Raw genomic sequence first — 20,534 nt, 5'->3', positions numbered from 1 at the left:
TACCTCTCTCTTTCCCCCTACTCCTCCAGGAGATCATAAAGCACCGTGCCGGCGCTTTGCGCTGGTGGCTTGAAGCCAAGCAAGAATGAGAGTGTGGGCACGAAATCTACCAGTCGCATCAGTCCGTAGCGCTGATAATCACGCTCATAACCCCTCTTTATGCCAGGACCGGCCATAATCAGGACGGCCAGATTGGAGGACAGACTTGTCTCAGCTGTCGGCACCTGAGGCCCATGATTGGCGCTGAGAGGAGCCACATCGATTGTGCCCGCCGTCGGTCTGCCCCAACCGAAGCCCTGATTGAAGACAAAGATCACGTCTCCGGCCCTCTCCCCCCAGAAACCAATTAGAGGGGCATCTTTTTTCTTCAAGGCCAGGGCTATAGCCCTTTTGCCTGTCTGCGGCTCTCGCCAGTTGTAGAGGAGATCGATGATCTCTTCCTGTACCTTCTCATAGTCCTCCGCTGAGACTATCCCCTGAGGTTCCCGGCCCTTGAGGTTGACGCATATCTGGAGTGCACCGTGCGGGTAGGCACGTGATCTGGTCCAATCGATGCCCAGTGGACGGTATGGATCTCCCCGGAAGACTGTAAGCCCACTTTCGGCCAGGAGTTTCAGTGTGCTGCATACCCGGATGTTAGGGGAGTTGCCATGGTCGGAGATGACGGCTATGTAAGTCTGTTCGTCAGCCATTTTCAGGAAGGCGCCGACCATTTCATCAGCCCCCTGGTAGGAACGGCGGCGGAAATCCAGGCACCTCTGGGCCTCAGCCGGATCGTAGGCTGGCGAGGCAGGGTCACTGGCGGCCAGCCAGCGATGCTCGGCGGAGTCGGTCCAGTGCCAGTGGCTATAATAAAGATCCCAATGCCCATTCAAGTATTCGGCCACCCTGGCGTGCCACATCGCCTGATAACGTACCTCCTCGATGACAGCGTCCTCCTCCTCTCGTGTACGAGGCTCTTTCAGGACAGGATGCTCGAAATACGGCCCGACCTTCGCGATCAATTCCTCTGCCAGTCCTGAAGGGTGGGTGAAGCCAGCAGTTGGGTAGACTTCCGAGCGCAACAAACGGAGTTCCCGGCCGTCGGGGGAGAGGTGAAGGAGCTTGAAGCGAAAAGAGCCGCCCTCTCTTCGGCCATTGAGTTCAAACCGCTTGAAAAACCAGGGGCTCCAATCGCCCACTTTCAGATCGGCCGCAGGGTGACTGCTATCATTCCCCTCATAGAGGAGAAGGCGATCATATCCCTGACCCTGAGAGTTTAGCACAAGGGCGTGAAACACCGCCTCACTGGCAGAGACCGCTGCTGTCGAGGCGTGTATCCTCCCTTCTATAACAGCTGTCTCCAGGTCTGCCCCATCCTCTACAGCGCCGACCTGCTGGGCCAAATCAAAACCCCAGGGCACCCCTCTCTCCGTTTTGCCCGTAAGCGCTGGGTGTTGTGGGGAGACGATGATGGTCGTCTCCAGGGGCCGTTTGTTAGAGGCGAAATGCTCATTTTTGGTCTGGGTCAGGGTCACATTGATGGCCTTCGGTCCAGCTGCTGCGGTAGTATACTCTGCACCTGGGATCATCTGTCGCGAAACAAGCCCCTTGTCCAAGGGGGCAACGACGTAGCCATTGGTGATCCGAGGGGGCCATGATCCTGGGTAGGCGATCACCAGGCTTCGTAGACCGGCCTGCTCGGCTACCCCCCAGATGGTTTCGGCCATAATGGCGCGAGAATCAAAGGTGGAAAGTGAAACCCGAGCCGCAGGATCAGCAGGGGAGCGATCGTTCCAATTGCCAGCGCCGTGTGTGCCCGGCCAGGCGCCGGTGGCGATGGTGGCCCAGTTGGTCGGTGTATAAGCTGGAATACAGGGCATCGCCTTATTAGTTGCGCCCATCTCCATCAGGCGCTTCATGTTGGGCAGCGCTCCCTCGGCGGCGAACCGCTTCACCCAGGGAAGACTGATCGAATCGAGTCCGATGACGATGGCCTTCTTTTTCATACTCATTTGCTCCTATGGGTAATTATGAGGAGAAGGATCTATTCCTGTTTAGGCCCCACTGAGCGGGGAATTCCCCGCTCAGTGGGGGCCATTCTTAGGAGTGAAGCCTGGGGTCTCACCCCTGATGTCTGTCCCTATTGCTGCCGGACTACTTCTCTTCAGCCAGCAGCTTGTTGGCCTTTATGGTGAGCTCCTTCGCTGCCTCCGCAGGGCTCTTCGTCAGGGTGACTACCGCTTCTGATGTGCTGTCTACATAGTTGCGAATCTCCGCTGAGGCGGCCAGGTTGGGCATCTCTCGCTTGCCGTAGCGGGTTATCTCGAAGGCGGCCCTAAACACAGGGTTAGATTCCAGGAAGGCCTTATATTTCGGGTCTTCCCGAGCCGATAGGCGAACAGGCAGGAATCCAGCAGCCATGGCCCATTCGGCGGTCACCTCTCGACTGGTAAAGAATTTTAGGAACTCCCAGGCAGCCAGTTGCTTCTCCGGCGTGCTCTTGAAGACGACGACGCTGGGGCCGAAGGTCACTGTGGCCTTGTCTTTGTTGTCTGCTGCCTGTGGGATCAGGGCTACGCTCCACTTGAACTTATCCTTAATGGCATTCCGGAAGAAGGGGATGTTCGTCGCCGTGCGGATGCAGAAGGCTGTCTTGCCAGCGGCGAAGTCATTTGCATCGTCGCCGATAGTCGGAGTGATCTTGACCGCATAGCCATAACCACCCTTGACAATCGTCTCCAACAGTTGGAAGGCCTTCAACCCGGCTGGCTGGTCGTAAAGGGATGTTCTCCAATCGTCGCTGAACACCTTGCCCCCATAGGAGTAGATTATGGCATGGGTGATGGAGGCGTTGGGGGAGATAGCGATGCCGCTCTTACCCAGTTTCTCCTTCACAGCCTTTGAGGCGGCCAGAAACTCGTCCCAGGTGGTGGGGGGTATGGGGCTGACCCCAGCCTGCTTCAGCATATCCTCATTGTAGTACATCACCAGGTTACTGATAGTGAAGGGGAAACCGAGGAGTTTGTTCCCCAGGCGAGGGAAGGTCACTCTTTGGATGGTGAGGGGGAAGAAATCATCCATGCTCTCCTTAGGGAGACCGTACTTCTTACTGGCGACGTAGTCCTCGAGGGGTAACACTACCCCGGCCTTGGCGTAGTTGGCGATGTTGTTCTCGTACGCCACTGCTACATCGGGCAGGCTACCAGCCTGGGTAGCGGCCATCAGTTTCTGCGCGATTTGGTTGAAGTTGCCGGCATATTCCGCCTTAATTTTGATGTTCGGATACTTTTTCTGGAACTCATCAATGATCTTCTGCTGGGCCTTCTCTGTCGCTCCAGCGAAGGTGTGCCAATAGACGATCTCCACCGGTCCCTTCAGCTCTACCAGATCTACTGGGTTAGCTGGGGTGGGAGTGACAGCCGCTGGTTTGGTTGGTGTCGCGGCGGCTACAGGCGCCTTTGTCGGTGTCGGAGCCGGCGCGGCTGGGGCACAGCCGATGGCCAGCACTACGAATAGGACAACCAAAGTGATGCTGAGAAATCTCTTCATTTTTCTCTTTTTCCCTCCGTCAGTTTTTTAATTCTCTAAAGTTGCAAACTCGCCTTGACTCAGACATGGGGGTGGTCGGCCCCTCGTCATTAAGTGAGTCACGTCTACAAATTTCCCTTATATACCGTCCTCCTCCTTACATCCAGGGAGCTTGAAATTAAGATCCGACGACCTGGTCCAGCAATCACATCCCCGATGCTACTTCTCCCCAGGGTTGGACCAGGGGCATTTGCTGCCTCACCTGGGCTAAGAGCCATCGTCTTCTAGGCATGTCTGAGGGTAGGGTGAGCATGGGGGAGTAGAGGAAGGTCGAGAGGGCCAGGGCTGCTGGCCCTACCGCGGCCACGTCTGGCCCAAAGCTGGTGGGGACTATTTGTACGTCCCCCTCAGAGCCTCGCAGAGAACGGCTCTGGGCTGTCTGTTTTGCTGCTTGAAGAAATGCCGAGCTATTCAAGGCTATCCGTCCGCTGATGATGATAGCCTCAGGGTCGAAAAGGTTCAGGGCATTGGCAATGGCCATGCCCAGATATTGGCCAGCCCGCTCCATGATGCTCAGGGCCAGTTTATCCCCTTTGTTGGCTGCCTCAACTACTACGGGGGCTGATATCTGCTCCAACCGACCACCGACCAGCTGGTGGATCAGAGTATCCGGGTTCTTCGCCGCTGCCTCCGCTCCCTCTCTGGCGATAGCCACTCCAGAGGCCAGGGCATTTAGACATCCCCGATGGCCATAAGGGCAAGGTGGTCCATTTTCCTGGAGGATTAAGTGTCCTATTTGCCCGGCTGCATAGGTAGTACCCCGATAAATCTGGCGATCAATGATGAGTCCAGATTCGATGCTGGCTCCCACGAAGATCATCAGGAGGTTACCAACGTCACGGCTTCGCCCAAACCAGGCTTCAGCCAGGGCCATCGTCCGCACGCTGTTATCAACAACGACCGGCAAGCTCAACGTCCTCTCCAATTCTTGTCTGATCGGTACCTCTTGCCAACCAATCTCGGGCATTATTTTGATCGTTCCTTTTTCCGGATCGACTATGCCCATCGCGCCGACGCCGAGTCCAAGTATCTGGGAGGGGTTGATCTCGCCCTTGTTTATGAGGTGTTGGAACCCTTCCGCTATTCTTGGCAGCACCGCTTCAGGGGTGGCCCCTCCTTCAGGACGGAAGCTCGTTTGCTGTAATATATTGGCCTTCAGATCAGCGATGGCCACCGAGGAGGCCCTCGCTCCTATATGTACTGATCCAACGTAGCCTCCAGTGGGGTTCAGGTCCAGGAGGACCTTCTTCCGCCCGCTCCCCTTCTCGTTGTCATCAGCGACGCTCCCCTTTTGTATTACCAGGCTGTTAGCGATGAGCTCTGCGGTGATATTAGTGATGGTGGCCGGCGTCAGCCTGGTTATCTGGCCAATGTCTCGGCGGGATAAGGGGCCATAACGGAGCAGTACCTGGAGAACGGTACTGCGGTTTAACCTTTTCAGTTGAGGTAGGTTGCGTCCTAGAAGAGGCGTCATCTTCCGATTCTAAGGTATCGCTGCGAAATTAATTAAATTAATTGATTTAATTAAACTGTAGCATGGGGAAAACTCTTTTGTCAATAGCCTTCAGCAAGTCTCGCCTTGTCGCTTGCTGGAGACCAGACCAGGTGCTATACTTACTGAGGAATGGCACAAGTGATTTATATAAGTGATGTGGCACGGCATGTGGGAGAAGAGGTGACCATTCGGGGGTGGGTTTACAACAAGCGCTCGAGTGGCAAGATTCAATTCATCCTCATCCGTGATGGTACGGGTATCATTCAGGGGGTCGTGTTCCAGGACGATGTCTCCACAGGGGTGTTCAAGAAGGCGGACCGGCTGACTCAGGAATCGTCCCTACTGGCCACCGGTACGGTACGAGAGGATCGACGAGCACCAGGTGGCTATGAGTTATCCATCACGGATCTCGAGATCATCCAGATAGCCCAAGATTACCCTATTGGCCCTAAGGAGCACGGTGTAGACTTCCTTATGAGCCACCGTCACCTCTGGTTGCGTTCGGCACGGCAGCAGGCCATTCTGACCGTCAGGGCGGAGGTCATCAGAGCCTGTCATGAGTTCCTGGATAACCATGGCTTCATCTTGATCGATGCGCCTATTCTCACCCCCGCTGCTTGTGAGGGAACGACTACTCTCTTCCAAACCGACTACTTTGGGGAGAAGGCTTATCTGACCCAGAGCGGACAGCTCTACAACGAGGCTGCCTGTATGGCCTTCGGACGAGTCTATTGTTTCGGCCCTACCTTCCGGGCCGAGAAATCCAAGACGCGTCGGCACCTTATGGAGTTCTGGATGATTGAACCGGAGATGGCTTATGCCAATCAAGAGGAGAATATGCGGCTTCAGGAAGAGTTCGTCTGCTACATTGTCCAAACCGTTCTCCAAAGGAGACGCCGGGAACTAGAAGTCTTGGGGCGCAACATCGATCCCCTGCTGAAGGTAGAATCGCCCTTCCCTCGCCTCTCCTATGATGAGGCGCTGGAGGTTCTTAAACGCCACGGTGTGGAGATTGTCTGGGGAGAGGACTTCGGTGGGCAGGATGAGACAGTCCTGTCCCAGCAATTTGAAAAGCCGGTCTTCATCCACAGCTACCCGCTGCGGTATAAGGCCTTCTACATGCAGCCAGATCCGACGCGTCCGGAGGTGGCCCTTTGCGCCGATCTGCTGGCCACGGAGGGTTATGGAGAAATCATCGGTGGCGGACAGCGCCTAGACGATTTAGAGCTTCTAGAGAGGCGGATGGAAGAGCACCATCTTCCTCGCGAAGCCTACGAGTGGTACCTGGACCTTCGTCGTTATGGCTCAGTACCTCACTCTGGTTTCGGTATGGGGATCGAAAGGACGGTGGCCTGGATCTGTGGATTAGACCATATACGGGAAACGATCCCCTTCCCCAGGATGCTCTATAGGATGTATCCATAAGCGAGAGGGATTCGAAGAAGCCGCTGTTCAGGAGGAATACGAATGCGGATCAGTCGTGAGCAAGTTGAGCACGTGGCCCACCTGGCCCGTCTAGGCCTTACCGAATCTGAGAAGGAGAGGTTCAGTGAGCAACTCTCCACGATCTTGGAGAGCATGGAGATCTTGCGCCAGGTCGATACCAAGGCCATCCCGCCGACGGCCCAAGTTATTCCTCTCTTGAACGTGATGCGGGATGATGAGGCTTGCCCGTCTCTCCCCAGAGAGCAGATCCTGGCTAATGCTCCTCGTCTTGAGGAGGATTACATTCGGATTATGGCTGTACTGGAGGAGTAGATCAGCGCGGTACGATGGATCTGAGTAAATTGACCATTCATGAGGCCTATGACTTACTGTGTCGCAGACAGACATCCTCAAGGGAATTGACTCGCTTTTTCCTGGAGCGAATAGAGCACGAAAATGCCCGATTGGGAGCATATCTGACCCTGACACCGGAAGTGGCTCTGGAGCAAGCCACCCAGGCTGATGCCCTTATCGCCCAGGGCGATGGTGGGCCGCTTAGTGGTGTACCTGGCGCGATCAAAGACAACATTTGTGCAGCGGGCGTTCGTACCACCTGCGCCTCTCGAATTCTGTCGAACTTTACGCCCCCCTATGATGCGAATGTGATCGAACGACTGAAGGCTGCAGGCATGGTCATGCTTGGTAAGACCAATATGGACGAGTTTGCCATGGGGTCTTCTACAGAGAATTCAGCCTTTTTCCCGACGCGGAATCCATGGGATACTGAGCGAGTGCCTGGGGGCAGCAGTGGTGGCTCGGCAGCGGCTGTCACCGCTGGACTGGCCGTATATGCCCTTGGTTCTGATACCGGCGGCTCGGTTCGTCTACCAGCCAGCTTCTGCGGCTTAGTGGGGCTCAAGCCAACCTATGGCCGTGTCTCTCGCTATGGTCTGGTCGCCTTCGCCTCTTCCTTCGATCAGATCGGTCCATTGACGAAGGATGTCACCGATTGTGCTCTGCTGATGAACATTATCGCCGGCTATGACCGGCGCGATTCCACCTCGTTGAATGCACCGGTGCCGGATTATACAGCTGATCTTGTCCCTGAGATCAAGGGACTCAGGATTGGTATACCTAAGGAATATTTTGTGAGTGGCATGCAACCGGCCGTGGAGAAAGTTATGCGTCAGGCCTTGGCTACCCTGGCTGACCTCGGCGCTGAGATGGAGGAGACGTCATTGCCCCACACTGAATACGCCACGGCCGCCTACTATATTATCGCCCCGTCTGAGGCCAGCGCCAACCTGGCTCGCTATGACGGCGTTAAGTACGGTTTCTCCGCTCCGGGAGAGGATATGTGGGATGCCTACACTAAGACGCGGCAATACGGCTTCGGGCCGGAGGTTAAGCGGCGCATTATGCTGGGCACATATGCCCTTTCAGCTGGCTATTATGAGGCTTATTATCTGAAGGCGCAGAAGGTACGTACCCTTATTAAGAGCGATTTTGATAAGGCCTTTGAGCGGTTCGATCTGCTGGTCACCCCTACCTCGCCAACGGCAGCCTTCAAAATAGGGGAAAGGATCGATGATCCTCTGGCCATGTATCTATCGGATGTGTTCACCACCACAGCTAATCTAGCTGGCATCCCTGCCTTGAATGTGCCCTGCGGCTTTGTTGATGGTTTACCGGTGGGCATGCAGCTTCTAGGTAAACCTCTTGCTGAGGGCACCTTGTTGCGCGTGGGTTACGCTTTTGAGCAGAGTAGAAAAGGAGCAAGAAAATGAAGGTTATTATCCCCTTAGCCGGCTTAGGCACTAGGTTGAGGCCACATACGCATACCCGGCCTAAGCCCTTGATCAACGTGGCCGGCAAGCCGGTGTTGGGACATATCCTTGATAAGCTCATCAGCCTGGATATCAGCGAGATCATATTTATCACTGGCTACCTGGGCGAACAGATTGAGGAATACGTGAAGGCTAACTACAGCTTCCCTGCCCAATTCCTGGAGCAGAAGGAGCGACTCGGCCAGGCCCACGCTATCCATCTGGCTAAGGACCTTGTGAATGAGCCTGTGCTCATTATCTTCGTTGATACCATCTTCGAGGCTGACCTGCAACAACTGGTGGACCTCGCTTCCGATGGGGTAATCTACGTAAAAGAGGTGACCGATCCACGGCGCTTTGGTGTTGTCCTCCTGAAGAATGGTTTTGTGGGGAAATTGCTGGAGAAGCCTAAGGAGCCTATCTCTAACCTGGCCGTCATTGGTGTCTACTACCTAAAGAATGCTCCGCTGCTTTTCAGTTGTATAGAGGAACTGTTCACCCGCCAAATCAAGACCCAGGGAGAATACTTCCTGGCCGATGCTCTCCAACTGATGATCGACCAGGGGGCTAAACTGGAGGCAGCGAAGGTGGAGGTCTGGGAGGATTGTGGCAAGCCCGAGAGCCTCTTACAGACAAATCGTTACCTTCTCCGTAATGGGGGCGGCCAAAATGTGGATGTATTCGATTCCATCGTTATCCCGCCGGTCTATATCGCCCGTTCGGCTACCATCATCAATTCCATCATTGGTCCGTATGTGACCATCGCTGACCACAGTGTCATTAAGAATTCCATCATCAAGGATTCTATCATCAACGATGGCTCGGTCATCGAAGATAGTATGTTGAGTGGCTCCCTTATCGGTAGTGAGGCAAGGGTAAGGGGAACCTACAAACGGTTGAATGTCGGTGATTCCTCCGAGGTAGATATGGAATAGGAGAGCGAAGGTGTCTCCCGAAGAAAAGATCGAATCAGCCGAGGTGAAATGCTACTCCGGCAGCAGATACGGTGAAAGACCTTGCTCCTTTCGCTGGCGAGAAAGGGAATATGAAGTGAAAGAGATACTACATACCTGGTATAGCGTCGCGGCCAATGTGCCAGGAAGAAGACGTCGCCATTTTCGCCTGCGGACTGAGGAGGGGACGATCGTGGAACTATCGTACGACGAAGATGATGATCTGTGGCTGATACAGAAGATGAACGATTGCTCTATTGCGGTTGGGTCAAATGAGGATTGAAGAACAACGGATCACGATTGAGGAGAGGGAGCTCTCCCCTTATGAGGTGGTCATTGGGCTTGAGGTACATGCTCAGTTGTTGACCAAGAGCAAGATGTTCTGCGGTTGCAGCGCCCAGTATGCGGCTGCCCCGCCGAACACGCTCGTTTGCCCCATCTGTTTGGGAATGCCGGGCGTCTTACCGACGATAAATCGGAAGGCCATAGAGTATACGATTATGACGGCCTTAGCCCTTAATTGCAGTCTACCCGAAGTAACCCGCTTCGATCGTAAGAACTACCCTTACCCTGATCTGATGAAGGGCTACCAGATCTCTCAATATGCCCTCCCTATTTCCCAACAGGGGTGGCTGATGATCGAAGTCAACGGTCAACTTAAACGCATCGGTATCAATCATGTCCACCTTGAGGAGGACACGGCGAAACTCCTGCATCACAATGAACCATCGGGAGAGACGTATAGTCTCCTGGACGTCAATCGTTCCGGCGTGCCACTGATGGAGATCGTCAGTGAGCCTGATCTGCGTTCGGCTGAAGAGACCAGACTCTATCTCATCAAGCTGCGCAATATCCTGCGCTATCTGGGGGTTTCAACCGGCAACATGGAGGAGGGCTCCTTTCGGTGCGATGCCAATATCTCTGTTCGTCCCTGGGGTGGTAAGGAATTGGGCAGTAAAGTAGAGATCAAGAATATGAATTCCTTCCGGGCCGTTTACCGTGCCCTATCCTACGAGGCGAAGCGCCAAATGGAGGTGCTGGCCAATGGGGGATGTATCGAACAGGAGACGCGAGGCTGGGTCGAAGATAGGGGGGTGACAGTCTCCCAGCGTTCCAAGGAATATGCGCACGATTACCGCTATTTCTCCGAGCCGGATCTTCCCCCGCTTATCCTGAGTCGAGAATGGATCGAGGAGATTCGGCAACGCTTACCGGAATTGCCTGATACTAAGTGGGAGAGGTTCAAACGGGAATACGGACTATCTGACTACGATGCTGGCATCCTGACCTCTGATAAGTCCGTCGCACTCTTCTTCGAGTCCTGCCTGACTCTCTATCCGCATCCCAAGCCCATCAGCAACTGGATCGGTGGAGAGCTGTTTCGCCTGTTAAACGCTAGCGGACTGGAACTGGAGCAGACCAGAATCACCCCTGATCATCTGGCGGAGATGCTGCGGTTGATAGATGAAGGCGTCCTCAGTGGTCGTACAGCCAAGATGGTCTTCGAAGAGATGTTTTATACGGGTAAGAGCCCTGCACTGATCGTCAAGGAGCAACAACTCGCCCAGGTCAGCGATGCGGAGGCGTTGCGGGCGATTGTGGAGCGCGTGTTGGCGGATTATCCCCAGGGCGTAGCCGATTACCGCTCTGGCAAGACACAGGCGCTTGGCTTCCTCGTTGGGCAGGTCATGCGCGCTACCGAGGGCAAGGCTAATCCGGCATTGGTGAATCAATTGTTAAGGGCAAAGCTGGACGCTCGTTGATGGGCCTCGGGCTTGACCAAGGGCGCTTGTCTCTGCCAACTGAGGGTGTTCGCCCACACCTCTTCGCCTTCAAGCAAGTACTAGACGGTTACGATCAAAGTGAATCTTATAGGCAATGGAATCACCGTAGCCATCGCCATTTTCGGCAAACATTCAGGCATGAGGAGGTAATTGATGGAGAGGATTGCGGTCTTGACTAGTGGGGGCGATGCCCCAGGCATGAATGCGGCCATCAGAGCCTCGGTGCGCGTCGCCCTGAGCCGCGAGGCGAAGGTTTGGGGTGTATCGAAGGGATACGCCGGCCTCATCCAGGGAGAGCTGAAGCCGCTGAACAGCCGTTCTGTGAGTGAGATCATGCAAAGGGGTGGTACCATCCTGCAAACAGCCCGCTGTGAGGAGTTCAAAACAGAAGATGGACAGAGGGCGGGGGTACGCAATCTGGTTGAGCACGGCATCGAGGGTTTAGTAGTAATCGGCGGAGATGGCTCCATGCATGGAGCTCTGGCCATACATAGGTTGGGCTTCCCAGTGGTAGGGGTACCCGCAAGCATCGATAATGACCTGAGGGGGACGGATATGAGCATCGGGGTTGATACTGCTCTCAATACCATTCTGGAGGCCATCGACCGAGTGAAGGATACGGCCAGTGCTCATCATCGAGCCTTCATCGTTCAGGTGATGGGGCGTCACTGTGGGTATCTAGCCCTGATGGCTGGAATGGCTGGTGGGGCGGAGGTGGTTCTCATCCCCGAAGTGGAGGCGAACCCGGCTATGGTGGTCGAGGAACTGAAGCGTGCCTATGCCAAGGGCAAGCCGCATTTTATCGCCATTGTGGCTGAAGGGGCTAAATACGACGCAGCTGCCCTCGCCCAGTATATTGAGGATAGGAAAGAAGAAGCTGGGTTCGAGACCAGGGTCACCATCCTCGGCCATATCCAGCGAGGTGGTTCGCCTACTGCCTTCGATCGTATCCTGGCTACACGCCTGGGAGCAGTGGCTGTGGAGCAGCTGCTATCAGGCATTTCTGGTAAAATGGTGGGTCTTGTCGGAAACGAGATCAAGGCCACCGACATCGCCACTGTGCTCGCTGAGAAAAAGAAGGTCGATAAGCATCTTTATACCTTGGCTGAAGTCTTGGCCAGGTGAGATGGAGACTATTCAGCTACCAACACCGCGCTTATCGGGTCAGATGTCTCTGGAAGAGGCCGTCATGAGGCGACGCTCCGTTCGCCGCTATAGCCGGAGGGAGCTGTCGCTAGAAGAGATTTCCCAACTGCTCTGGGTGGCTCAAGGGATCACGGATAGGAGGGAAGGATTACGAGCGGCCCCTTCTGCAGGGGCTCTTTATCCGGTGGAACTGTACGCAGTGTTGTCACAGGGGATTTATCATTATTCACCGAGAGACCACTCCTTGAAGATGGTCAAGCCCGGCGATTGGCGAGAACAACTATCAGCAGCGGCTCTCGGACAGAGGTATATCTGGGAAGCCCCATTGAATATGATCATCACTGTCATCTACGAACGAACGGCGGCAAAATACGGTGCTAGGGCCGAGCGATATGTCATCCTCGAGGCTGGGCATATAGCGCAGAATGTCCATTTACAGGCGGTAGCCCTGGCTCTGGCCAGCGTCCCTATCGCCGCCTTCTACGATCAGAAGGTGCAATTGGCTATCGGCTGTCCACCCAATCATCAGCCACTCTATATTATTCCTGTTGGTGTGCCTCGCTGATCTCCTCGGCTGCTCATCTTAGCCAGAAGCCCAGGCCAAAGTTGATGAAATAGAGGCCGAGAAGGATGAGAAACAGTCCACAGGCGAGAAAGATGCCTCGATAGACCGTATCGTTGATTATTTTTCTACTGCTAACGACGATTACGGCTACCAGGCTATACCAACCCAGGTCTGACAAGATGTGTCCAGTGTAAAATGAGATTAGTCCGGCGAGGCCGTGTTGTAGTGACCAGATGATATAGCTGGCCCCGACCGTGATCCACCAGAGTACCCAATAAGGATTGGCGATGCTGGCGAGTATCCCGGTCAAGATGGGGCGATGGGACCGAGCTGCCTGACCTGATCCTCCAAACAATTGTATCCTATCCTTCCAGGCATCATAAGTCAGACTGAAGCCCATCCAGATAAGGAAGCTACCCCCTAAGGCCCCAATACTTCCAGCCACCAGGTTATGACTGAGTAGTCTGCTGAGTCCAATGAAAAGGGCAACTACTAAGATTAGCTCGATCAGGCCATGCCCCAGGATCAGAAGTGGGCCGGCGCGGCGGCCGATGCGGGCACTTTCACTTATAGTCACCGTGAGTAATGGCCCTGGCATCAGCGCCCCTGAGAGCCCCACTATCAAAGAGGTGATAAAGATGACGAGCAGGGAAAGGTCCAAGGTTCTGTACCTTTCAGTACAATTACTGGAGAATGTTCAGTATGGGTCAAAGAGGACAGCCTCTTCTACCCAGCATAGTTCACAAAATAGTTCACAAATCAATGTTACACCCATAAGTATACAGAGGGCAATACGTACGGTTATGGTAGAATACATCCACCAGATAGGCGAACCTGCTAGGGAGAGGTAAGATGAGGATCTTCATCACCGGCAGCCGAGGTCAGTTGGGGGTAGATCTCCAGAAGGTTCTGGAGACTCAGACACTTGGCCTGGCTGACTTACCCGATCTAGATATTACGGATTACGAGGCTACGCTGAGGGCTATCGAAGAATTTGCCCCAGATGTCATCATTCACGCCGCAGCCCTTACGAATGTCGATGGCTGCGAGCTCGATCCGGACACTGCTTACCGTGTGAATGGACTGGGCACGCAAAGCGTAGCCCTGGCTGCTCATCAGGTGGGGGCAGCGATGGTCTATATCAGCACCGACTATGTCTTCGATGGAAAGAAGGGTGAGCCATACCTGGAGTTCGATGAGCCGAACCCCATCAACATGTACGGTAAATCCAAACTGGCCGGCGAACGCTACGTGCAGATGCTGCTCGATCGCTTCTATATCGTGCGCACAGCCTGGCTCTATAGTGCCACGGGACGCAATTTCGTTAAGACCATTATGCACCTGGCTGAGCAGCAGGAGGAGATTCTGGCCGTGACTGATGAGAGCGGTTCTCCTACCTATGCCCGCGATTTGGCCCTGGCCTTAGCTAAATTGATTGAGCGTCCGCTCTATGGACTCTATCACCTCACTAATGAAGGCCGCTGCTCTCGTTACGAATATATAAGCAAGATCCTTGGGTTAATTAAGAAGAAGGTTCGCCTGGTGCCGATGACCACTGCTGAATACATTAAAAAGTACCCTCTGCCGGCCGCCAGGCCGACCTGCTCAGAGCTGCGTAACTTCTGCGCTGCGACGGCTTTAGGGATCACCATGCGCCCCTGGGAGGAGGCCCTGGAGGACTTTTTGTGTTCGCCTCTGTGATCATTCCCAACTGGAATGGGGCTAGGCTGTTACCCACCTGTCTTGATTCCCTCAGGTCCCAGACCTACCGGCACTTTGAGACGATAGTTGTCGACAATGGCTCAACGGATGATTCCGTACAGCTCATTACCCAGCACTATCCTGAAGTGGTCCTCATCAAGCTGCCCCAAAATCGCTTCTTCAGTGGGGCAGTTAATGAGGGGATTCGCCGTTCGAGGGGCGAAATAATAGCCGTTTTGAACAATGATACAGAGGTTGCGCCGCAGTGGTTAGCCGAGCTCTGCACGGCTCTAGAAGGTGATCCGCAAGCGAGACTTTGTGCCTCAAAGATTCTACTGTTTGACCGGCGCGATACCATTCACTCGGCCGGCGATTTCTACACCTGTGATGGAAGGCCAGGTAATCGTGGCGTTTGGCAGAAGGATGATGGTCGATTCGATGACCAGATATATGTCTTCGGCGCCTGTGCTGGAGCAGCGGCTTATCGGCGCTCCTTGCTGGAAGAAATAGGCCTGTTCGACGAGGATTTTGGCGGCTATTGCGAGGATGTCGATCTCAGCTTTCGGGCACAACTGGCTGGTTATCGCTGTCGGTACGTCCCTACCGCTCGTGTCTATCATCATCTGAGCGCCAGTGGTGGAGGGGAGGTGGCTAGCTTCTATTGTGGACGTAATTTCATCAACGTTATCGTTAAGGATATGCCGCCGGGACTGCTGCGGAAATATATTTTGCGCATCGTTTGGACTCAACTCAGGCTCGCTGGAGAAGCATTGCTCCATCTCTGTGAGCCAGCTGCCCGAGCCCGACTACGGGGACAGCTGGCGGCCCTGCTGCAGTTGCCCTTGATGCTCCATAAGCGACAGGAGATCCAAGGGCGAAGAAAGGTCAGCGAGGAGTATATCGAATCCATCCTCACGCCGACGTCGTGAGATCATCCTTGTTACAGCGGGCTTCCTCTGTGGTTCAGTCTTTCATAGTTGTCTCACCCGAATATTGGTTGAAGCCTCCGGGGAGGGCGTTGAACAGCATTTCCAACTTCCCAAGGGATGTTCAAGATAGCCTTTGGGGCTCCTGCTACGAGGGAGGCACATCTCCAAAGACCTACGGAGGGTTCTGCCCCTGGCCACTTGCTATTCACCTTCATGCGGAATCTCTTGACAAATATGGTATAATGTAACTACATTACTACTAATTATTAGTGGGCGTTTAGGCCGATAGCGTACCAGCTGGGAAAGATAACTCGAATGATGGATGCCACAAGGAGCGGAATCTATGGCGGAGATAGTCTCTGAAGAGAGCCCCTTGCCCCTTTACTACCAGGTACGCGAGATCATCCGCCAGCAGATCGAGAAGGGTGATCTGCTGCCTGGAGCCCGCCTGGAGACAGAGCAGGAGCTCACCACCAGGTTTGGTGTGAGCCGTACTACTGTACGTCAGGCGATCAACGACCTTGTCAAAGATGGGCTGCTCTATCGCAAAAGAGGAAAGGGAACCTTCATCCGTCAGCCACGCATCGAACAGGAGCTCAGCGGGCTCACTGGCTTCGTTGAGGACATGGTAGCCCTCGGTTTTCAACCAACGGCCAGGGTCATCGGCATCGAGACTGTACCGGCGACGAAGGGGGTGGCTGAGCAGCTCCATCTTTCTCTGGGTGATGAGGTTGTCCGCATCGAACGTGTCCGCCTGGCAAATGGACAGCCGGTTTCTCTTGACGTTACCTATATCCCACCCCGCTTAGGGCGTCAGATTGCTGAAGATGACCTCACCGCCCATCCGATCTTCAGCCTCTTGGAGGATAAATATGGCATCCTCCTGGGAGAGGCCGATTACTGCATCGAAGCATCGGCCGCCGATAAGCATACAGCAGAAGTACTGGGGGTGCCTGTGGGGGCACCGATCCTGCTCATCCAGCGCACTGTCTTTGCGGTGGATTCGTCAGTGCTTGAGTATGAGGAGCTACATTATCGAGGAGATCGAATAAGGTACGCCATGAGGTTGAAAAGGAAAAGACCAGCCACCGTCCTGGATTTCGACAGCCCTAACTTGCTCAGTAGACCATCTTAGGAGATTGAATGGGACAGCTCTTAGCCCAGCAACTACCTCTTCTAGCCTTTGGGGGGATCCTTTTTGCCGCACTCACGCAGGGCTCGACCGGTTTCGGCTTTGCCCTGGTGAGCGCCCCCATTCTCCTCCTGTTCTTCGAACCGAGAAGCACGGTTATGTTAGTGCTTCTCTTGGGCTCATTGCTGGACGTGTTCATCATCTGGCAGGGAAGGCACTATTTGGACATTAGTCGAATCGTGCCCCTGTCCATCGCCAGTGTTGTAGGAACGCCACTGGGGGCTTACCTCTTAGTAGTAATGAGTGCCCCACTATTGAAAATATTGATTGGAACGTCTGTGGTGCTCTCCTCTCTTCCGCTGATATTTGGCTACACGAGGACGGTCAAGAATGAGACCCTCGCCTCTGCCGTTGTGGGATTTATCAGTGGTGCTATGAACAGCAGCACCGCCATGAGCGGCCCCCCCGTAGCTCTCTACTTTACAAACCAACGCTATGACAAGGAGAAGTTCCGTACCACGCTGGTGGCCTTTTTCCTCCTTTCAAACCTGGTGGCGATAGGGATGCTGTCCCCTCTGGGAGCCCTGAATGGACATGTCCTGCAAAATGCTATGTTGTTCACCCCGGCTGTGGTCGTTGGCTTTCTGGCCAGTGTCAAGTTATCCAAGTATATTCAAGGTGGCCTATTTCAGGGCTTGGTCTTCGCCCTGGTCATTGGCACGGGGATGGTCGGTATCTTAAGCGGCCTGAAGGTCATCCTTGGGGGGTGATAGGGCGAAGGTGTAGCCCTGCGCTAGTTGAGGATGTCTAGATAAGGGGGTGTCGAGGTGGAGATATCGAAAACGGAAGGTGCCCTAAATGAGGCCGGTTCTATGTTACTGGCTGCTTCCAAAAGGGGGGGATGGCTGCAAAGGGTGAAGCCTACGGGTGGCCTGGCTGGCATCAGTTCCATACTTCTCTTTCTATTCGTCTGGGAGATGGCGGCCAGGCTCAGGCTTCTGGATCCCAACTTCGTACCACCACCCACCGTGGTGGTAGCTGAGGCTATTTCTATGGTTCAAACCCGCATGCTTGTGCAGGACCTGGCCGCCAGTCTTAAGCGCTCCCTGGGCGGTTTTGCCCTTGGCTCACTCATCGGCATCGCTATGGGACTGCTTACCGGGCGGGTACAACTACTGCGGCAGCTATTTGAGCCTATCATCCAACTCTTCCGTCCCATACCCTCCATCGCTTTCGTTCCCTTAGCCATCCTCTGGTTCGGTCTTGGGGAGTCGCCGAAGCTCTTTCTGATCACCTATGGTGTATTCTTCCCCGTTTGGTTGAACACACACGTTGGGGTGGGAGCGGTAGATATCAACTATATCCGGGCGGCCAAATGTCTTGGGGCGAAAGATAGGCAGTTATTCCTGGAGGTGGTGCTGCCGGCGGCCCTGCCCTTCGTCGTCGCCGGGCTACGGCTGGGCATCGCCGTCTCGTTCATCGTTCTGGTTGCGGCCGAGATGACTGGTGCTTCGGCCGGATTGGGGTTCCGCATCGAGGAATCGCACCTGATCTTCCGCGCCGATCGGATGCTTGTCGGGCTTTTGATGTTGGGCATCCTGGGGGCTACGGCCGATGCCATCTTCAACTTCGTCTCTTCTAAGTTGCTGTTCTGGTCCAAGTAGGAGACGAGGTGAATCCAGAGGGGAGTGATCGTCATGGAGAGAACCAGCGCAGCGCAAGGCAAGATCGTTATCAAGGGGTTGAATGTTATCTATGAAACCGGGCGGGGCACGGTACACGCCGTACAAGATTTTGATCTGGAGGCGGAGCCAGGGGAGCTCGTCTGTCTCCTGGGGCCCTCAGGCTGTGGGAAGTCCACTGTCTTGAACGTCATTGCCGGCTTCGTTCCGGCGGCAGCCGGCTTCGTCGACATCGATGGCCAGGCGGTGACCACGCCCGGGGCCGATCGGGGGGTGGTCTTCCAACAATACGTCCTTTTTCCTTGGCTCTCTGTCCTGGGGAACGTCGAATTTGGGCTGAAGATGCGAGGGATGGATAAGACTACGCGGAGGGAGATAGCCGAGCAGTACATCAAGCTGGTGGGACTGAGTGGGTTTGAGAGGAAGTATCCTAAGGAGCTCTCCGGAGGGATGCAGCAGCGGGTGGGCATTGCCCGTATCCTGGCCAGCAATCCCAAGGTGATGCTGATGGATGAGCCCTTCGGCTCCCTCGATTCTCAGACCCGCTACATGATGCAGGGGTTGCTCCTGCATGTCCGTGAACAATTCCGGACGACGATCGTCTTCGTGACCCACGACATTGATGAGTCCATCCTCCTGGGTGACAGGATCTGCCTGATGACGGCTCGTCCGGGGCGGGTCAAACAGATCATCACTAACCTCCTCCCGTGCCCCCGCACCCCTGAAATCATCACCTCCTCCACCTATGTGGAGACGAAACATACTATCCTCGACCTGATTCGGGAGGAGATCTTGATCGCCTTTGACCAGGAGGTCAAGGCGATTCTGCCCCAGGAGGGGCGCCGCCGCCCTTCAGCTTAAAAAGCAAAAGGAGTACTCTGATGGTGAAGCGACTGATCGACCTGAGTCTAACCGTTGATCCAGAGGTGAAATGGGTCCAATTTCCCCGCAGTAAGGTGATGGGGGCGCCAGAGCCGCCGACGAAATTCGAGACGATTGAAACTATCGAGGAGCATGGCTTCTTCGTCCAGCGGTTCGAGACCACGACTCAGAGCTATACCCATATCGATGCTCCTAATCACTGCATAAAGGGTGGCCTAGCCAATCATGAGATCCCCCTTGAGCAACTGGTAGGCGAGGCTGTGGTCATTGATATGAGCCATAAGCGGCCGAACGAGGCCGTCACGGCTGCTGATTTAGAGGCCTCAGGGGCAGAGGTGCAGGAGGGTGACATCGCCATAATCCGCACCGGTTGGACCGACCGCGCCTGGGGCACCGAACGGTTCTGGGAGGAGATGATCCACCTTGCCCCCGATGCCTGTGACTGGCTGATAAGCAAGGGGATAAAGGCCCTGGCCCAGGATTTCATGACCGATGACCATCCCTTGCATCCCCCTCCAGAGCGTCGTTGGCCATCCCCATTGCATGAACAAAATCATAAGAAGTTCTTGGGAAAAGGGATCATCCTGATCGAGTGGTGTACCAACCTGGGGGCGATTACCAAGCCAAGGGTTACGTTCATCTGTCTGCCGCTGAAGCTGAAGGGGACCGATGGCGCCCCGGCCAGGGTGATCGCCGTCGAGGAGGACTAGTAGATGGGGAGGTCGAGGAGGGGTACCGAGGGCAGAGACGAGCCCCACACTTAGGGAGGGTTCCGGGGCTACGTCCAGATTATGATTTCCCCTCTCCCGCCTGGGGGGTAGTCCAGAAGAGGAATCACCCCCTCTGGGAGGGGTTCTGGGGCTGTGTCTAGCCTACGCTTCTTACCTCTCCCGCTGGGGTGGTCAAGGAGGGAGGGCGCAGCCCCACTACTTGGAGTGAATCGGGATACAGACTAGATCCGATCCCCCCATCTCTCAAGGGGATAGTCCAGAAGGGGAATCCCCCTTCTGGGAGGGTTCTAGGGCTCCGCCCTAGCTCCCAATTCCCCCTTCTCCCGCTTTGCGGGAGAAGGGGGTAAGGGGGATGAGGGCACCTGAAAATAAAAGGAGGTGATGACAGTAAGAGAAGTCGGCTGAATACTGGTGATTCCCAAGATTAAAAGCAGAAAGGAGCAGACCGAACTATGAAGAGAATTGTGTTCACTGTCTCGATGCTATGCCTTGTGTCACTACTTGTGGCCAGCTGTGCCCCGGCGGCTGCCCCAACGCCAACGCCAACGAAAGTGGTGGCGCCGACGCCGACCAAGCCAGCGCCAACCCCGACTAAGGCTCCGGAGGCGACGCCAACGAAAGTGGCCGTGAAACCGGTGGAACTGACCATCGCTGAGTCACCTTCGATGGGCTGGGCTCAGATCCCTATCGCTGATGCTAAGGAACTTTGGGCG

At 55.0% G+C, this 20,534-nt stretch carries 20 protein-coding genes; 16 read left to right on the top strand and 4 right to left on the bottom strand.

The features are described 5' to 3' along the window. Window positions 1-17 precede the first annotated feature (17 nt). The 3 genes from M1136_05460 to M1136_05450 all read right to left on the bottom strand — a co-directional run bounded on the left by M1136_05460 (window position 18) and on the right by M1136_05450 (window position 5,044). A complete protein-coding gene (locus M1136_05460) occupies window positions 18-1,988 on the bottom strand; it encodes an alkaline phosphatase family protein (protein ID MCL5075085.1) in 1,971 nt (656 codons plus the stop codon). A gap of 148 nt (window positions 1,989-2,136) precedes the next feature. Beyond that, complete coding sequence (locus tag M1136_05455) at window positions 2,137-3,531, bottom strand: ABC transporter substrate-binding protein (protein MCL5075084.1); 1,395 nt, start codon at window positions 3,529-3,531, stop codon at window positions 2,137-2,139. A gap of 184 nt (window positions 3,532-3,715) precedes the next feature. Then, a complete protein-coding gene (locus tag M1136_05450; protein ID MCL5075083.1) occupies window positions 3,716-5,044 on the bottom strand; it encodes an ROK family protein in 1,329 nt (442 codons plus the stop codon). 150 nt (window positions 5,045-5,194) lie between these two features. Here M1136_05450 and asnS point away from each other — a divergent pair, with 150 nt between their 5' ends. The 8 genes from asnS to M1136_05410 all read left to right on the top strand — a co-directional run bounded on the left by asnS (window position 5,195) and on the right by M1136_05410 (window position 12,764). Continuing rightward, window positions 5,195-6,490 carry an asparagine--tRNA ligase gene (asnS, locus tag M1136_05445; GenBank protein MCL5075082.1) on the top strand — a complete coding sequence of 432 codons (1,296 nt, stop codon included), beginning with the start codon at window positions 5,195-5,197 and terminating at the stop codon, window positions 6,488-6,490. Between the two features lie 42 nt (window positions 6,491-6,532). Continuing rightward, complete coding sequence (gene gatC, locus M1136_05440) at window positions 6,533-6,823, top strand: Asp-tRNA(Asn)/Glu-tRNA(Gln) amidotransferase subunit GatC (protein MCL5075081.1); 291 nt, start codon at window positions 6,533-6,535, stop codon at window positions 6,821-6,823. A gap of 14 nt (window positions 6,824-6,837) precedes the next feature. Continuing rightward, window positions 6,838-8,277: an Asp-tRNA(Asn)/Glu-tRNA(Gln) amidotransferase subunit GatA gene (gatA, locus tag M1136_05435; GenBank protein ID MCL5075080.1), complete on the top strand. Its 1,440-nt coding sequence runs from the start codon at window positions 6,838-6,840 to the stop codon at window positions 8,275-8,277. Continuing rightward, window positions 8,274-9,251, top strand: coding sequence for a sugar phosphate nucleotidyltransferase (locus tag M1136_05430; GenBank protein ID MCL5075079.1), 978 nt, complete (start codon window positions 8,274-8,276; stop codon window positions 9,249-9,251). Before gatA ends, M1136_05430 begins: the two co-directional genes overlap by 4 nt. A gap of 10 nt (window positions 9,252-9,261) precedes the next feature. After that, the gene (locus M1136_05425) at window positions 9,262-9,552 is read left to right on the top strand and encodes a hypothetical protein (protein MCL5075078.1); all 291 of its coding nucleotides are present in this window, start codon (window positions 9,262-9,264) and stop codon (window positions 9,550-9,552) included. Beyond that, a complete protein-coding gene (gatB, locus tag M1136_05420) occupies window positions 9,542-11,032 on the top strand; it encodes an Asp-tRNA(Asn)/Glu-tRNA(Gln) amidotransferase subunit GatB (GenBank protein ID MCL5075077.1) in 1,491 nt (496 codons plus the stop codon). Before M1136_05425 ends, gatB begins: the two co-directional genes overlap by 11 nt. Before the next feature lie 174 nt (window positions 11,033-11,206). Further along, a complete protein-coding gene (gene pfkA / locus M1136_05415; GenBank protein MCL5075076.1) occupies window positions 11,207-12,178 on the top strand; it encodes a 6-phosphofructokinase in 972 nt (323 codons plus the stop codon). A 1-nt stretch (window position 12,179) separates the two neighbouring features. Next, on the top strand, window positions 12,180-12,764 hold the full coding sequence (locus M1136_05410) for a SagB/ThcOx family dehydrogenase (GenBank protein ID MCL5075075.1): 585 nt from the start codon (window positions 12,180-12,182) through the stop codon (window positions 12,762-12,764). 13 nt (window positions 12,765-12,777) lie between these two features. Here M1136_05410 and M1136_05405 read toward each other — a convergent pair whose 3' ends face one another. Then, window positions 12,778-13,362, bottom strand: coding sequence for a LysE family translocator (locus tag M1136_05405; GenBank protein MCL5075074.1), 585 nt, complete (start codon window positions 13,360-13,362; stop codon window positions 12,778-12,780). A gap of 254 nt (window positions 13,363-13,616) precedes the next feature. Between M1136_05405 and rfbD the strand changes: the two genes are divergently transcribed. From rfbD to M1136_05365, 8 genes are all read left to right on the top strand, one after another. Then, window positions 13,617-14,465: a dTDP-4-dehydrorhamnose reductase gene (gene rfbD / locus M1136_05400; protein ID MCL5075073.1), complete on the top strand. Its 849-nt coding sequence runs from the start codon at window positions 13,617-13,619 to the stop codon at window positions 14,463-14,465. Further along, complete coding sequence (locus tag M1136_05395; GenBank protein ID MCL5075072.1) at window positions 14,450-15,394, top strand: glycosyltransferase family 2 protein; 945 nt, start codon at window positions 14,450-14,452, stop codon at window positions 15,392-15,394. The genes rfbD and M1136_05395 overlap by 16 nt, the downstream gene beginning before the upstream one ends. 343 nt (window positions 15,395-15,737) lie before the next feature. Then, complete coding sequence (locus M1136_05390; GenBank protein ID MCL5075071.1) at window positions 15,738-16,529, top strand: GntR family transcriptional regulator; 792 nt, start codon at window positions 15,738-15,740, stop codon at window positions 16,527-16,529. A gap of 8 nt (window positions 16,530-16,537) precedes the next feature. Beyond that, window positions 16,538-17,296: a sulfite exporter TauE/SafE family protein gene (locus M1136_05385; GenBank protein ID MCL5075070.1), complete on the top strand. Its 759-nt coding sequence runs from the start codon at window positions 16,538-16,540 to the stop codon at window positions 17,294-17,296. A gap of 57 nt (window positions 17,297-17,353) precedes the next feature. Then, entirely contained in the window at window positions 17,354-18,190 is an 837-nt protein-coding gene (locus M1136_05380; GenBank protein ID MCL5075069.1) for an ABC transporter permease, read from the top strand. 33 nt (window positions 18,191-18,223) lie between these two features. Continuing rightward, on the top strand, window positions 18,224-19,069 hold the full coding sequence (locus tag M1136_05375; GenBank protein ID MCL5075068.1) for an ABC transporter ATP-binding protein: 846 nt from the start codon (window positions 18,224-18,226) through the stop codon (window positions 19,067-19,069). Between the two features lie 20 nt (window positions 19,070-19,089). Further along, complete coding sequence (locus tag M1136_05370; GenBank protein MCL5075067.1) at window positions 19,090-19,800, top strand: cyclase family protein; 711 nt, start codon at window positions 19,090-19,092, stop codon at window positions 19,798-19,800. A 473-nt stretch (window positions 19,801-20,273) separates the two neighbouring features. Next, window positions 20,274-20,534 (top strand): hypothetical protein (locus M1136_05365; protein ID MCL5075066.1); only part of this gene is annotated, 261 nt, incomplete at its 3' end.

The sequence above is a fragment of the Chloroflexota bacterium genome, assembly GCA_023475225.1.
Taxonomy (GTDB): Bacteria; Chloroflexota; UBA6077; order FW602-bin22; family JAMCVK01; genus JAMCVK01.
Note: the sequence above shows the minus strand (reverse complement) of the source record. Positions and strands in the feature narration are given on the sequence as shown.